The sequence below is a fragment of the Planomicrobium sp. MB-3u-38 genome, assembly GCF_002836425.1.
Lineage (GTDB): Bacteria > Bacillota > Bacilli > Bacillales_A > Planococcaceae > Planococcus > Planococcus okeanokoites.
In genome coordinates this window covers 74876-88761 of sequence record NZ_PJBO01000012.1, presented here as the reverse complement: position 1 = coordinate 88761, position 13886 = coordinate 74876, and the positions used below count along the sequence as shown (strand labels likewise).

The following is a 13886-nucleotide window of genomic DNA, read 5'->3' as shown; positions in this document are numbered from 1 at the left end:
AATTATACAGGCTGAAATTTTTATATATAAAAACTAATGAAAGTATATAGAGATAAAAAGATTGTGAGTTTGAAAGGGGAAAATAACTTGAATTTTAAGTCGAAATGGATGTTGTCTGGTATTTCTTCGTTATTAGCTATCTCGGTTTTATTGCCAACTGCTGACGTCAATGCGAATACGTTGAACAAACTTGAGCAACAGCAGCAAGAAGCTGAAGAGAAAAAGAGCGAATTGAAGTCAGGAATCAAGGAGAAAGATGAAGAAATCAAAGTGACAAAATCAGAATTGGAAACGATTCTCGGTAAGATCCAAGAGCTGAAAAATAAAATCAAAGAAACAGAAGACAAAATCAATAATATCGAAAGCAAAATTGAAAAGACAAAAGTAGAAATCGATGAACTGAAAAAGTCAATTGAAGAACTGACCCTGAAGATCGAAGAACGTACGGCATTGTTACAAGAACGCGCGCGTGCAATCCAATTGAGCGGCGGATCTGTTGATTACATCGACGTCCTCCTAGGAGCAAACAGCTTCATCGACTTCATCGACCGTTTCTCCGCAGTCACGGCATTGATTGACGCTGACCGCCAGATTATGCGTGAACAGGCAGCGGACAAAGAGTTATTGGCTAAACAAAAAGATTCAGTTGAAACAAAATTAGCCGAACAGGAAGCAAGCAAAACTGAACTTAAAACATTAAAAGCAAATCTTGATACACAAAACAAAGAGCAGGGTGTCCTGGCGAAAGAGCTAGAAGCAGAGCAAGAACGCCTTGAAAGTGAAAAGTCCGAACTACATGAAGAGCACGAGGAAGTTATGGAATTAAGTGCTAATCTTGAAAAGGAAATTGCTTCTGAACAAGAGCGTTTGGCTGAATTGGCTCGTATAGCGGCTGAAAAAGAACGCCAGCGCAAACTGGAAGCTGAACGTATAGCGGCTGCTGATAAAGCAGCAAGAGAGAAAGCTGAAGAACAACGCAAGGCAGCGGCAGCACAACGTGCAGCTGAAGAAAAAGCAGCGGCTGAAAGAGCAGCAAGAGAAAAAGCAGCAGCGAAAAACGAAGCCGAACGCAGCGCAGCTGAAGAACGCGAAGCCGCAGCCAAGCGTGAAGCAGTCCGAAAAGAACAGGAAAGCGCTCCGCCACCAACACCAGCTTCGGTCGTTTCTGAATCACCGGCAAGCAGCACCGGATTCATTCGACCTGCAGCAGGCCGTCTGTCTTCCAACTACGGGGGACGCGATATTGGTGCAGGCAATGAAAACCACCTTGGCGTCGATATTGCCAACGGATTTGGTACGCCAATCAAAGCAGCTGCCAGTGGTTATGTAACATATGCAGGTGTTATGGGTACTTACGGCAATGTCGTCATGATGACGCATTCCATCAATGGGAAAACTTATTCAACTGTGTATGCCCACATGCAATCTATCGGTGCATCCCAAGGACAATACGTATCTCAAGGCGGCTATTTAGGTGCAATGGGAAGCACGGGACGTTCAACCGGTTCTCATGTTCACTTCGAAGTACACATCGGACCGTGGAATGGTGCTCGCTCGAATGCTGTCAACCCGATGGGATATATTAACTAATTACAATTGCGATTATAAAAGAGCAAGTGCCTTCGGGTGCTTGCTCTTTTATTGGTTTTAGGCGGATTTGTTATTTGGAAGGTAAACGTCCGATGGGTTTTTTTCAAGTGGTAGTTGAATTTATATGATTCCAAGAGCAGCAATTTATTCAGCAGGAGGTCAAAACGGTTTCTGTCATACATGATGTATCTGGTGGTTTTCAGCTTATTCACATTTCCTTAAGTTAGTCCATTATTTTAATTAAAATGTCCATGTACTATCAATTGTAACTATGTCTAATATCATTTCGTTAAGCGTTGGTTGTCAAGGTGGTTGCAGTTCCTCTCTTTTTCTAAAGCAGATGTCTTCTGCAACCCATATTGATTCATCCTTTTATCTACCATGCGCAAAACAAAATCTTGCAACGAAAAGGGAGAGAAGTGGGACATTGAATAGCCTCTTCTCCCCCTTTCAATAAAGCAACTTCCGATACCCTCATGATATGTAACCCAATCTAAAATGTAGAATATCCCCACCATACTCTAAAGAGACTTTTTCATTTCTTGTATTAATGTATATCTTCACTTCTATGAGGAAAGCATACAAAGGGAAAACGAGAAGCATTTGTTTTATTTTATAATGAAGAAATTAGGAAAGTATCGTTTACCTCAGCAAAAATGGCTTATTAAATTATCACAACCGTATATGAAAAATCAATTGCTAATTTCTTGTTGTTTAAATGACTGGTCTAACCCTGGATTTTCTTTCTCTACAGATAGTTGATCTGCTCGATAATTCCCCGGGTGACGTTCTGGACTTCCTAACTGTCTTGTTTGGCCAACCCAGGTCCTGTGTGTGCCCATGTGGAAATATAGCCATTGGACAAAAAGTCCATATCAAAACCATAGTAATGGGAATAATATACATTGTGCATTTCGCCTGTGCTTCGCGGTGCTCTTTCCGCGAATCTTTCAAGTCGTTTTTCCGATGGTGTTGCTGGCTATGGTCGTATTCATGAATCAGCACCTGGAATTTTTGTTCGGCAGTTATGGTAACAACTGTATTGATGACAATATCATACGCCTGCCGGTTGTAGTAACCTCCGTAGGTTTCCATAGGATGAGCTTCTTCCTAGGTGTTCTAGGAAATCTGATAATTCTGGTTGATTCGATCAATAAATTGTTCATACAGTTCCATCAGCGACTTCGCCGACTGCAGGTTCTCAAACCGGCTTTTTGACCCTCCACAAAAGCGGCGTATGAATGACAAACTGAGGTTCCTGGCTAAATACAGCGTCACATTCGGCAATTTTATTGAAGTTTCTCTGCAATCGGAACAGCCGCTGAAATCCGTTTCGCTCACCCCAGTTATAATATGTCGCGCTCTGTTCGCCTGTTCAAAAACAGCCGTAAACGACAGGAATAAATGATTTATTTCCATGTATGAATAATTTTTTCAGGTTTATAGAGGAGACTTGTCACTATTTACTTTTCTGTAAACCTATTTTTATCCCCTTTAATCTGACCTTTATAAAATCATCTAAACTGGATGTTTCTTTACGGTCAATTTTCTTTATACTCAAGTTATTAACACTCAAGGAGGTCATAAGATGAACCAACGAGGAACGAATCGTGTCAAAAGAGGTATGGCAGAAATGCAAAAAGGCGGCGTTATTATGGATGTGGTCAATGCGGAACAGGCCCGTATTGCAGAAGCGGCTGGTGCAACGGCCGTTATGGCACTTGAACGTGTGCCTTCGGATATTCGGAGAGATGGCGGCGTAGCGCGTATGGCAGACCCGCTCATCACGGAAGAAGTGATGAATGCTGTTTCGATCCCGGTAATGGCCAAAGCGCGCATTGGCCATATTGTGGAGGCGCGTGTACTAGAAGCGATGGGCGTCGATTACATTGATGAAAGTGAAGTGCTGACGCCGGCAGACGAAGAATTCCACTTGTTGAAAGATACATATACAGTACCATTTGTCTGCGGATGCCGAAATTTAGGAGAAGCAGCACGCCGTATCGGTGAAGGGGCTTCGATGCTGCGGACAAAAGGGGAACCGGGAACCGGCAATATCGTCGAAGCGGTCCGGCATCTGCGCCAAGTTAATGCGGAAGTGCGCAAAGTCGTTGCGCTCAGCGACGATGAATTGATGACAGAAGCACGCAATTTAGGTGCATCGTATGAATTCCTGAAAGAAGTGAAGCACCTGGGCCGTTTGCCGGTCGTCAACTTTGCAGCGGGCGGCGTAGCAACGCCAGCGGATGCGGCATTGATGATGGAACTCGGAGCAGATGGTGTATTTGTTGGATCTGGTATTTTCAAATCGGAAAACCCGGAGCGCTTCGCCCGTGCGATTGTAGAAGCAACGACGCATTATCAGGATTACAAATTAATTGCTGAACTGTCGAAAGATCTTGGGATTGCCATGAAAGGGCTTGAAATTTCCACTATTGCATCTGGAGACCGCATGCAGGAACGGGGCTGGTAAGATGAAACGAGTCGGAGTACTGGCTTTGCAAGGGGCTGTACGAGAGCATGTCCAGTCAATTGAAACATGCGGGGAAGAAGCAATAATGGTGAAATGGCCAAGGGATTTAGAAGGCTTGGATGCTCTGATTTTGCCAGGCGGAGAAAGTACGACGATGCGCCGCTTGATTGACCGCTATAGTTTGATGGAGCCGTTACACGAATTTGCGGCTTCCGGCAAGCCGATGTTCGGAACTTGCGCAGGGTTGATTTTACTAGCCGGCAAGGTCGTTGGCTATGACGAACCTCATCTAGGTGTTATGGATGTCATAGTGGAGCGCAATTCCTTTGGCCGCCAAGTCGACAGTTTTGAAGCACCTTTATCCATTAAAGGCATGGACGGTCCATTTGAAGCAGTCTTTATCCGGGCGCCGCATATTGTCAGCGCGGGTCCGGGTGTAGAGATATTATGCGAACATGAAGGGAAAATCGTCATGGCCAGAAGCGGCTCGTTTCTCGTCTGTTCGTTCCATCCGGAATTGACCAACGACCACCGGATTACTGAATATTTCATCGCCATGTTGAATAGAGATGCAGAAAATCAAACATCGGCCTCCATGTTGTAACTTCTAGAGATCCTTGGAGAAACTTCTCTAAGGATCCTTTTTAAATAGTCGAGACTAGTTACTTCAAAATTTTAATTTGTTATGAGGTCTCTTTCCATAAAAAAAGTATGTCATTTGCCTTCTTCCTTATAATAATGGAAGCCTTTAATCAATGCTTCTTTGCTTGTTGACTCACTTTTCGGTAAGCCATGAATTGAAATGTATTCAAACACTTCTTCATCGCTTACTGCAAACACGTCAGAATATTTCCGGATTGTCATATCTTTTACACCAATCTTCTCACAAGTGAAGTCCAATTCATTTCCGTTAAGCAAGAATTGTATTTGGGTTTATTTATCAACTAAATCTCTCAACTCACATCATTGTTTTTCCTAATATATCTTAAATCCCATTTAACAATAAAAGCTGTGCCCTGCAGCTAATATCAGGAATATTCCTAAACTAATTAAAAATAACCCGTTCGCAAAAGTACACTTTTGCGAACACTTTTAAACCAGCTTAAATACGGAAAAATAAGCGTTCGTAAACATATCAAAACACTTTACGAACGTTCGCCACCCAACACAGACTTTTACGAACGGAAAATAAAAGTTTTTTCATGTTTTTAAATCTTTTTTCTAAGTCATCCTCAGTTAAATTTTTTTCCAAAAAAAAAAAAGCCGACCACATGGTCAGCCCTTCAATGTTCCTGCCTTTAATCCTTCATGCCATTCCTGTAGCATCGGCAAATCCGCCTGCTCGATTGCTCCTGTACTTGCCGCTTGTTCGACAAGTGCAGGGAAGTCGGTGAGCGTGTGGAATGTGAATCCTGCCGCTTCGATCGCTTCGACGGATTGTGGTAAGTCATATGTAAAAATAGCGACTATACCAAGTACTTCGAAGCCTGCCTGCTGCAAGCCTTGTGCTGCCTGGATCACCGAGCCGCCTTTAGAAATCAGGTCTTCTACTACTACGACTTTTTTGCCGGGTTCCACTTTGCCTTCGACCATATTGCCCTGGCCATGTTCTTTCGGCTTGGACCTTACGTAGACCATTGGCAGCTCCAGCAGGTCACTGACCCATGCCGCGTGCGGAATACCGGCCGTTGCTGTGCCTGCCACGATTTCGGATTGTGGGTAGAATTCCTTGATCTTGGCAGCCAGCCCTTTGGCGATTTCTTTGCGCACTTTCGGATATGACATCGTCAGGCGGTTGTCACAGTAAATCGGTGATTTGATGCCGGATGCCCATGTGAACGGATCCTGGGGACGTAATTCAACTGCGCCGATATCCAATAAATGCTTGGCTGTTTCCTTCTTCATCATTGACCACTCCATTCCGCTCGTATTTGCTGGTAACTGTCTTTCGGATTTGCCGCGTTAGTAATGGCACGTCCGACGACGATATGTGTCGAACCCTGTCTGCTCGCTTCTGCAGGCGTCGCAACTCTCTTTTGGTCATCTACAGAAGCTTGTGCCGGGCGAATACCCGGCGTAACACGAAGGAATGCTTCTCCGCATGAGTCGCCAATCGCTTCCGATTCATGGACGGAGCACACTACTCCATCCAGTCCTGCGTCATCGGCCAATCTTGCATAATGGACGACGGATTCTTCCAGACTCGCAGAGATCAATTGCTCCTTTTGCATCTGTTCTTCACTGGTTGACGTCAATTGCGTCACAGCGATCAATTGCGTATCACTGCCTTTGAGCCCACGTTTGGCAGCCCGCATCATCTCGATGCCTCCTGCCGCATGGACATTGACCATGGCAACATCCAATTTCGCGATCCCGCGCATCGCGGATTCCACGGTATTCGGAATGTCGTGCAGTTTTAAATCCAGGAAGATGTCATGGCCGAGCCGGTTGATTTCACGTACGAGCTCCGGTCCTTCCTGATAGAACAATTCCATACCGACTTTCACGAAGAGACTTTCCTCAAACTGTCCCAAAAATTGCAATGCCTGCTCTTTCGCTGGAAAATCCAAAGCGATGATTGGTCTTTCATTTCTCATAGACGGTGGCTCCTTCCGATAAGCTCCTGGATTGAATCGTATCCCAGTTCATGAAGCCGCTCCGGCAATTTGCCTATGATTTCCGGACATACGAATGGGTTGACGAAATTGGCTGTTCCAACTGCTACTGCACTGGCGCCTGCGGACAGAAAGTCGATGACGTCATCAACGTCTGTGACGCCGCCCATGCCGATAATCGGCAACTGAGTTTGTTTGCTGACTTCGTAGACCATTCTGAGAGCTACCGGTTTGATGGCAGGACCTGATAAGCCGCCTGTAATATTGGCGATGACCGGACGCCCGGTTTTCGGGTCGAGCCGCATCCCGAGCAGCGTGTTGATCATCGTGATGCCGTCTGCTCCGCCTTCTTCGACCGCTTTGGCAATCGATACGATGTCCGTCACGTTCGGTGACAGCTTGATGTAGACCGGAACAGATGAAACTTCCTTCACGGCTCTTGTCAATTCTCTCGCGACTGCGGGATCGGTGCCGAATGTGATGCCGCCTTTTTTGACATTCGGACAGGAAATATTGATTTCAAGTGCGTGTACATTTGTTGCTTTTGAAATTTCACGCGCCACTTCCACATAATCTTCTGTCGTCGTACCCGCTACGTTGGCGATGATCGGCACATCGAATTGTTCCAGCCATGGCAATTCTGAACCATAAACTTTCTCCAGACCCGGATTTTGAAGCCCGATGGCATTCAGCATACCTGAAGAAGTTTCCGCCACACGCGGCGTCGGATTTCCGAGCCGCGTTTCCACCGTTGTCGCTTTGATCATGATGGCGCCGAGCTGTGAAAGGTCATACAACTGGGCATATTCTTTACCGAAACCGAAGCAGCCGGATGCCGGCATGATCGGATTTTTTAATTCGAGTCCAGGGATCTTTACTGTCATATCAATCATGAAATCACCACTCCCGCTGGAAATACAGGTCCGTCCGAGCAGACTTTGATATAATCCGTTTCTGATTTGGTTGTCCGGCAGACACAGGCAAAACAAGCGCCGATGCCGCAGCCCATCCGCTGTTCATAGGAGAGAAATCCTCTCTTCTGCGGATATGCCCATTGCACCGCTTCAAGCATGGCGGTCGGTCCGCAGCTGAAATACGTATCGAAATCATGCGGCAATTCGTTCAGGATATGCGTAACAAATCCTTCCGTGCCGTGTGAACCGTCAACTGTCGCTATATGGGTGTCACCCAGTGCTTTGAATTTTTCTTCATAGAATATCGCCTGTTTGCTTTCAAAGCCTAAAATATGGACCGTCTCGATCCCGCGGCTGTTCAATTGCTTCGCCAGTTCATAGAGGGGAGGCACACCGATGCCCCCGCCGATCAGAAAGGCTTTTTTCTCTGCCTTTTCCACTGGGAAGCCGTGGCCGAGCGGACCAAGCACATCAATTTCGTCGCCGGCTCTTTTGTCAGCCAGGATTTGTGTGCCGCGTCCTTCTGCCCGGTAAATCATCGTGAAGCGCTTGTTTTCCTTATCGATCGAAGCGATGGAAATTGGGCGCCGCAGTAAAGGTTCAAAACTGTCCGCCACACGGACATGGACAAATTGCCCGGGTTCAGCCATTTCATCGACCAAGCTGCCTTCAACCGTCAGTTCGAAAATATGCTTGGCAATGTACTGCTGGGCGACCACTTTCATCCGTTCTTGTTTGATCATCTGCCCGCCCCCATTTCTTCTGCTGAAAATGTCATCGATTCAATAACACGGAGCATGGCTGCAGCTGTATCAAGTGAAGTCAGGCAAGGAATGCCATTTTCCACTGATTCCCGGCGTATCCGGAACCCGTCACGTTCAGGCTGTTTGCCTTTCGTCAGCGTGTTGATGACGATCTGTGCGTCTCCGCTCTGGATCACGTCGAGCAAGGTTCTGCCTTCAGCCCCGATTTTGCCAATCGGAGCAACGGCAACTCCTGCTTCTTCAAAAGCCGCCGCTGTTCCGCCGGTCGCCATGATCTGGTAGCCGATCGATTTAAAGCGCTTGGCAAGTCCGACCGCTTCCGTTTTATCTTTATCCGCCACCGTCAGCAAGACCGTCCCGTGATCTTTGATTTCCATTCCGGCAGCCGCCAATCCTTTATACAGCGCTTTTTCGAGTGTCGTGTCCTTGCCCATGACTTCCCCTGTAGATTTCATTTCAGGCCCTAACGTAATGTCGACACGGCGCAGCTTCGCAAATGAAAAGACCGGAACTTTTACAAAGACGCCATTGACGCGAGGCGCAAGTCCTGGCGTATAGCCCTGGTCGATGATGCTTTGCCCGAGGATCGCTTTGGTGGCGATATTGGCCATCGGAATCGACATGATTTTGCTCATGAACGGCACCGTCCGGCTTGAGCGTGGGTTGACTTCGATGACGAACACATCGCCTTTTGATATGACATACTGGATATTCAGCAAGCCGACAATGTTGAAGCCTTTTGCCAGTCGCGTTGTGTAATCCACCAGTGTATCGAGAAGTTCCTGTGAAATGTTTTGTGTCGGATAAACCGCGATCGAATCACCCGAATGGACGCCAGCGCGTTCGATGTGTTCCATGATCCCAGGGATCAATACGTTTTCACCGTCAGAGATAGCATCCACTTCGACCTCAATGCCTGTCAGATAACGGTCAACTAATACTGGATGCTCAGGGCTCGCTTCCACCGCATGCTCCATATAATGGTTCAGGTCTTTTTCGTTGTAGACGATTTCCATCGCCCGGCCGCCGAGCACGTAAGATGGCCGCACCAATACCGGATAACCGATGTTATTAGCGATGACCACTGCTTCTTCTTTCGATACCGCTGTTTTGCCCAGTGGCTGCGGGATGCCGATTTCATTCAATGCCGCTTCGAACTTATTGCGGTTTTCCGCACGGTCTGTGTCTTCGAGCGTTGTGCCGAGAATTTTGACGCCGTTCTGTTCAAGCTTTTCAGCCAGGTTGATGGCCGTTTGTCCGCCGAATTGCACCACGACGCCTTTTGGCTGTTCCAAATCGACGATGTGCATGACATCTTCAATTGTCAGGGGCTCGAAATACAGTTTATCGGAGATCGAAAAATCCGTGCTGACCGTTTCCGGGTTGTTATTGATGATGATCGCCTCATAGCCTGCTTCTTTGATGGCCCAGACGGAATGCACGGTTGCGTAATCGAATTCCACTCCTTGCCCAATGCGGATTGGACCTGAGCCCAACACGATGACGCTTTCCTTGTCGGTGCGGATGGATTCGTTTTCGTCTTCGAAAGTACCGTAGAAATAAGGTGTTTCCGATTCGAATTCCGCGGCGCATGTGTCGACCATTTTATAGACCGGCATCAATTTCTGCTCCTTGCGCCAGTTGTAGACCTGCTGTTCTGTCGCATTCCACAGTTTCGCGATGGTGCGGTCTGCAAAGCCCATTCGTTTCGCCTTTTTCGCCGTATCGAAATCATATGGCTGTTCTGCCAGCACCTGTTCGTACTGAACGATGTTCTGGAATTTTGTCAGGAAGAACAGATCGATTTTACTCCAGTCATGAATCCTTTCAATCGTCACTCCGCGGCGCAAAGCTTCGCCAATAAAGAACAGGCGCTCATCGCCTGCCCGGCGGATCCGTTTTTCGATCCATTCATCGCTCATGGCATCCGCGTTTTTCAAGTCGAGATGGAATTGGCCGGTCTCGAGTGAACGGACCGCTTTCAGGATCGATTCTTCAAAAGTACGGCCCATTGCCATAACTTCGCCGGTCGCTTTCATCTGTGTACCAAGATTGCGTTTTGCCGCTTCGAACTTATCGAACGGCCAGCGCGGAATTTTCGTAACGACATAATCAAGTGCCGGTTCGAATGCTGCGTATGTGCGCCCTGTCACCGGGTTCATCATTTCATCGAGCGTCAGACCGACAGCAATTTTCGCCGCCAGTTTGGCGATCGGATAGCCTGTCGCTTTTGATGCGAGGGCTGATGAGCGGCTGACACGCGGATTCACTTCGATGATGTAGTAATTGAAGCTGTCAGGATCAAGCGCCAGCTGGACGTTGCAGCCACCTTCAATTTTGAGGGCGCGGATGATTTTCAGCGACACATTGCGCAGCATCTGGTATTCGCGGTCAGACAGGGTCTGGCTCGGTGCTGTGACAATAGAATCTCCTGTATGGATGCCGACCGGGTCGATGTTTTCCATATTGCAGACCACAATGGCTGTGTCGTTGGCGTCACGCATCACTTCATACTCGATTTCCTTGAAGCCGGCGATTGATTTTTCAAGAAGACATTGTGTCACAGGGCTGTATTTCAAGCCGCTTGAAACGATTTCTTTCAGTTGTTCATCGTTGTGGCAGATGCCGCCGCCTGTTCCGCCCATTGTGAATGCGGGTCTTACAATCACCGGGTATCCGATGCGTTCGACAAATCGTTTCGCTTCATCCAGGTTGTGGATGATATCGGAATCAGGAACCGGCTCCCCAAGTTCATTCATCAACGTACGGAACAGGTCCCGGTCCTCCGCTTTGTGGATCGCTTCCAATTTCGTACCGAGAATTTCAATGCCAAGTTCATCGAGGATTCCGGATTCATCCAGTTCAATCGCCATATTAAGGCCTGTCTGCCCACCCAGTGTTGCCAGTACTGCGTCCGGACGTTCTTTTCGGAGGATGCGGCTGACAAATTCCAGGGTGATCGGTTCAATATAGACTTTATCGGCGATTTCCGTATCTGTCATGATGGTCGCCGGATTCGAGTTGATCAGGATGACGCGGTAACCTTCTTCTTTAAGGGCCAGACACGCCTGTGTGCCGGCATAGTCGAATTCGGCAGCTTGTCCGATGACGATAGGGCCGGACCCGATTACGAGGATACTTTGGATGTCTTGTCTTTTAGGCATATTGCTGCTCCTTTCGATTTGCACTCATCATTTCAATAAAACGGTCGAACAGGTAATTGGAATCTTCCGGTCCTGGTGAGGACTCCGGGTGGTATTGAACGGTGAAAGCCGGATAATCCAAATGGGACAGCCCTTCATTAGTGCCGTCGTTCAATGCCTGGTGCGTCACTTTCAAACGAGTGCCTTGAAGTGTTGCTTCATCAACCGCATAACCGTGGTTTTGGGAAGTGATTTCGATTTTTCCGGTTGAAAGGTTGCGTACCGGATGGTTGCCGCCGCGGTGGCCGAATTTCAGTTTGAACGTATCCGCTCCGCACGCCCGCGCAAACAATTGGTGGCCGAGGCAGATTCCGAAAACAGGCACCTGTCCGAGCAGCTCGCCGACCACTTGGACACATTCTTCGACGTCTTTCGGGTCTCCCGGTCCGTTTGAAAGCATGACCCCATCTGGTCCCCAGGCTAAAATTTCCTGCGAGCTCGTATTATAGGGAACAACGATGACATCGCAATCGCGGTTATTGAGTTCGCGCAGAATGCCGTGTTTCATTCCGTAATCGATCAATACGACGCGTTTGCCGCGACCTGGGCTTGGATAAGGGCGGGCTGTCGACACTTGAGCGACCTGGTCTGTCTGGAGAGGCGTCACTTTCAGCTTGCTTACGACTTCCTCAACATCCACTTCTTCTCCGGCTGCTGTCAGGATGCCTTTGATGGAACCTTTTGAGCGGATGAGACGCGTCAGTTTGCGTGTATCTATTCCCGAAATTCCTGGGATGCCTTTGGTTTTGAACAGCTCACAAAGCGTCGATTTGCTTCTGAAATTCGATGGGAATTCCGCCAGTTCGCGCACGACCATCCCTTTGACTGCCGGTTCGATCGATTCGAAGTCGTCGCTGTTGATGCCGTAATTGCCGATCAACGGGTAAGTCATCGTGACAATCTGTCCGCAGTACGAAGGATCTGATAAAATTTCCTGGTATCCCGTCATGCTCGTGTTGAAGACGATCTCACCTACAGATGCATCGTCGCTTCCGAATGCTGTACCTTCAAATACCGTGCCATCTTCCAAAATCAAATAACGTTTCATTGATGAGCCTCCTCCTGCCAAACGATTTTACCGCCGAATATGGTCATTGCCGGCCAAGCCTTGCAATTCCAGCCGCCAAATGGTGTGTTCTTCCCTTTTGATAAAAATTGTTCAACATCGATTGCTTGTTCTTTTTCGAGGTCGATCAGCACCAAATCCGCTGACTGCCCTGTTTCCATCGTGCCGTATGGCAAGCCAAAGACTTCCGCCGGTTTCCGCGTCATCCAGTCGGTCAATTGCTCAAGCGTCCATTTTCCGGTCTCCACGAAGTTTGTGTAAAGCAGCGGAAACGCTGTTTCGAATCCGACGATGCCGAACGGCGCCTTGTCCATGCCGTGCGCTTTTTCTTCTGCCGTGTGAGGCGCATGATCCGTGGCAATAAAATCGAGCGTGCCGTCAAGCAATCCTTCGTGCAGCGCTTCGTAATCCTCTTTTGCGCGCAGCGGCGGATTCATCTTGTAATTGGCGTCATCTCCCGGAATATCGTCTTCCGTCAACAGGAGATGGTGCGGCGTCACTTCCGCCGTCACTTTGATCCCTGCCCGTTTTGCGTCGCGTATCACACGGACCGATTCTTTTGTCGAGACGTGGCAGACATGGTAATGTGCGCCTGCCGCTTCCGCCAGCAAGATGTCGCGTGCGATGTGGACCGACTCCGCAATGGAAGGAATGCCTTTCAAGCCTAGTTCGCGGCTGCGCTTGCCGTCATGCATGACACCGCCATAGATCAGGCTGTTGTCTTCACAGTGGGCGACAATCGGCATGTCGATGGCTGCAGCCTCTTTCATCGCTTCAAACATCATGCCCGCTTCCTGGATTCCGACCCCGTCATCTGTAAACGCGAAAGCGCCGTTTTCTTTCAGTTCATTTAAATTCGTCCGTTCTTTTCCTGCTTCGCGAATCGTGATGGAAGCATACGGCAAAACCCGGATGTGCGCATTCTTTTCGATCAATCCGTTGACGTGCTGGAGGTTCTCTTTCGTGTCCGGCACCGGACGCGTATTCGGCATTGCGCAGATGGTGGTGTAGCCACCTTTTGCCGCTGATTTTGTCCCGCTTTCGATCGTCTCTTTCTGTTCGCCGCCCGGTTCACGCAAATGAACATGGACATCAACAAACCCTGGTGCAACCATCCGGCCTTTGCCGTCAATCACTTCTTCTCCCTGTGCGGTAAGCTCTTTTCCGATTTCCTTGATCTTTCCATCAGCGACCCGGATATTTACCGGAACCAATTTTCCGTCCTGCAGCATGTTTACATTTTCAATGAATAAATTCATCT

Annotated in this window: 13 protein-coding genes; 3 read left to right on the top strand and 10 right to left on the bottom strand. The window is 48.1% G+C overall.

Annotated elements, in window-relative coordinates; all coding sequences use genetic code 11:
• Positions 1-87: 87 nt before the first annotated feature.
• On the top strand, positions 88-1590 hold the full coding sequence (locus CXF70_RS06600; RefSeq protein ID WP_101802012.1) for a murein hydrolase activator EnvC family protein: 1503 nt from the start codon (positions 88-90) through the stop codon (positions 1588-1590).
• 714 nt (positions 1591-2304) lie between these two features.
• On the opposite strand, the gene CXF70_RS06595 is transcribed toward CXF70_RS06600, so the two are convergent.
• Positions 2305-2685: a hypothetical protein gene (locus CXF70_RS06595; protein WP_101802008.1), complete on the bottom strand. Its 381-nt coding sequence runs from the start codon at positions 2683-2685 to the stop codon at positions 2305-2307.
• Positions 2686-2709: 24 nt separating this feature from the next.
• The gene (locus CXF70_RS06590; RefSeq protein WP_233208561.1) at positions 2710-3009 is read right to left on the bottom strand and encodes a 7-cyano-7-deazaguanine synthase; all 300 of its coding nucleotides are present in this window, start codon (positions 3007-3009) and stop codon (positions 2710-2712) included.
• A 169-nt stretch (positions 3010-3178) separates the two neighbouring features.
• On the opposite strand from CXF70_RS06590, the gene pdxS reads away from it, so the two are divergent.
• Positions 3179-4063 carry a pyridoxal 5'-phosphate synthase lyase subunit PdxS gene (gene pdxS, locus CXF70_RS06585; RefSeq protein WP_101802007.1) on the top strand — a complete coding sequence of 295 codons (885 nt, stop codon included), beginning with the start codon at positions 3179-3181 and terminating at the stop codon, positions 4061-4063.
• A gap of 1 nt (position 4064) precedes the next feature.
• Complete coding sequence (pdxT, locus tag CXF70_RS06580; RefSeq protein ID WP_101802006.1) at positions 4065-4667, top strand: pyridoxal 5'-phosphate synthase glutaminase subunit PdxT; 603 nt, start codon at positions 4065-4067, stop codon at positions 4665-4667.
• 110 nt (positions 4668-4777) lie between these two features.
• On the opposite strand, the gene CXF70_RS18130 is transcribed toward pdxT, so the two are convergent.
• The 8 genes from CXF70_RS18130 to CXF70_RS06545 all read right to left on the bottom strand — a co-directional run bounded on the left by CXF70_RS18130 (position 4778) and on the right by CXF70_RS06545 (position 13884).
• The gene (locus tag CXF70_RS18130) at positions 4778-4927 is read right to left on the bottom strand and encodes a hypothetical protein (RefSeq protein WP_158241159.1); all 150 of its coding nucleotides are present in this window, start codon (positions 4925-4927) and stop codon (positions 4778-4780) included.
• A gap of 411 nt (positions 4928-5338) precedes the next feature.
• Positions 5339-5968, bottom strand: coding sequence for an orotate phosphoribosyltransferase (pyrE, locus tag CXF70_RS06575; RefSeq protein WP_101802005.1), 630 nt, complete (start codon positions 5966-5968; stop codon positions 5339-5341).
• A complete protein-coding gene (gene pyrF, locus CXF70_RS06570) occupies positions 5968-6660 on the bottom strand; it encodes an orotidine-5'-phosphate decarboxylase (protein ID WP_101802004.1) in 693 nt (230 codons plus the stop codon). The genes pyrE and pyrF overlap by 1 nt, the downstream gene beginning before the upstream one ends.
• On the bottom strand, positions 6657-7571 hold the full coding sequence (locus CXF70_RS06565; protein ID WP_101802003.1) for a dihydroorotate dehydrogenase: 915 nt from the start codon (positions 7569-7571) through the stop codon (positions 6657-6659). Before CXF70_RS06565 ends, pyrF begins: the two co-directional genes overlap by 4 nt.
• Positions 7568-8335: a dihydroorotate dehydrogenase electron transfer subunit gene (locus CXF70_RS06560; RefSeq protein WP_101802002.1), complete on the bottom strand. Its 768-nt coding sequence runs from the start codon at positions 8333-8335 to the stop codon at positions 7568-7570. Before CXF70_RS06560 ends, CXF70_RS06565 begins: the two co-directional genes overlap by 4 nt.
• Positions 8332-11520 carry a carbamoyl-phosphate synthase large subunit gene (gene carB, locus CXF70_RS06555; protein WP_101802001.1) on the bottom strand — a complete coding sequence of 1063 codons (3189 nt, stop codon included), beginning with the start codon at positions 11518-11520 and terminating at the stop codon, positions 8332-8334. Before carB ends, CXF70_RS06560 begins: the two co-directional genes overlap by 4 nt.
• The gene (locus CXF70_RS06550; protein ID WP_084245026.1) at positions 11513-12607 is read right to left on the bottom strand and encodes a carbamoyl phosphate synthase small subunit; all 1095 of its coding nucleotides are present in this window, start codon (positions 12605-12607) and stop codon (positions 11513-11515) included. The genes carB and CXF70_RS06550 overlap by 8 nt, the downstream gene beginning before the upstream one ends.
• Positions 12604-13884, bottom strand: a complete 1281-nt coding sequence (locus tag CXF70_RS06545; protein ID WP_101802000.1) for a dihydroorotase — start codon at positions 13882-13884, stop codon at positions 12604-12606. Before CXF70_RS06545 ends, CXF70_RS06550 begins: the two co-directional genes overlap by 4 nt.
• Between the last annotated feature and the right edge of the window lie 2 nt (positions 13885-13886).

What these genes read in the sequence shown, in the direction of transcription:
- CXF70_RS06550 (WP_084245026.1), bottom strand. Translation starts at nt 12,607, where the DNA reads ATGAAACGTTATTTGATTTTGGAAGATGGCACGGTATTTGAAGGTACA.
- pyrE (WP_101802005.1), bottom strand. Translation starts at nt 5,968, where the DNA reads ATGAAGAAGGAAACAGCCAAGCATTTATTGGATATCGGCGCAGTTGAA.
- pdxS (WP_101802007.1), top strand. Translation starts at nt 3,179, where the DNA reads ATGAACCAACGAGGAACGAATCGTGTCAAAAGAGGTATGGCAGAAATG.
- pdxT (WP_101802006.1), top strand. Translation starts at nt 4,065, where the DNA reads ATGAAACGAGTCGGAGTACTGGCTTTGCAAGGGGCTGTACGAGAGCAT.
- carB (WP_101802001.1), bottom strand. Translation starts at nt 11,520, where the DNA reads ATGCCTAAAAGACAAGACATCCAAAGTATCCTCGTAATCGGGTCCGGC.
- CXF70_RS06545 (WP_101802000.1), bottom strand. Translation starts at nt 13,884, where the DNA reads ATGAATTTATTCATTGAAAATGTAAACATGCTGCAGGACGGAAAATTG.
- CXF70_RS06595 (WP_101802008.1), bottom strand. Translation starts at nt 2,685, where the DNA reads ATGGAAACCTACGGAGGTTACTACAACCGGCAGGCGTATGATATTGTC.
- pyrF (WP_101802004.1), bottom strand. Translation starts at nt 6,660, where the DNA reads ATGAGAAATGAAAGACCAATCATCGCTTTGGATTTTCCAGCGAAAGAG.
- CXF70_RS06560 (WP_101802002.1), bottom strand. Translation starts at nt 8,335, where the DNA reads ATGATCAAACAAGAACGGATGAAAGTGGTCGCCCAGCAGTACATTGCC.
- CXF70_RS06565 (WP_101802003.1), bottom strand. Translation starts at nt 7,571, where the DNA reads ATGATTGATATGACAGTAAAGATCCCTGGACTCGAATTAAAAAATCCG.
- CXF70_RS18130 (WP_158241159.1), bottom strand. Translation starts at nt 4,927, where the DNA reads ATGACAATCCGGAAATATTCTGACGTGTTTGCAGTAAGCGATGAAGAA.
- CXF70_RS06590 (WP_233208561.1), bottom strand. Translation starts at nt 3,009, where the DNA reads ATGGAAATAAATCATTTATTCCTGTCGTTTACGGCTGTTTTTGAACAG.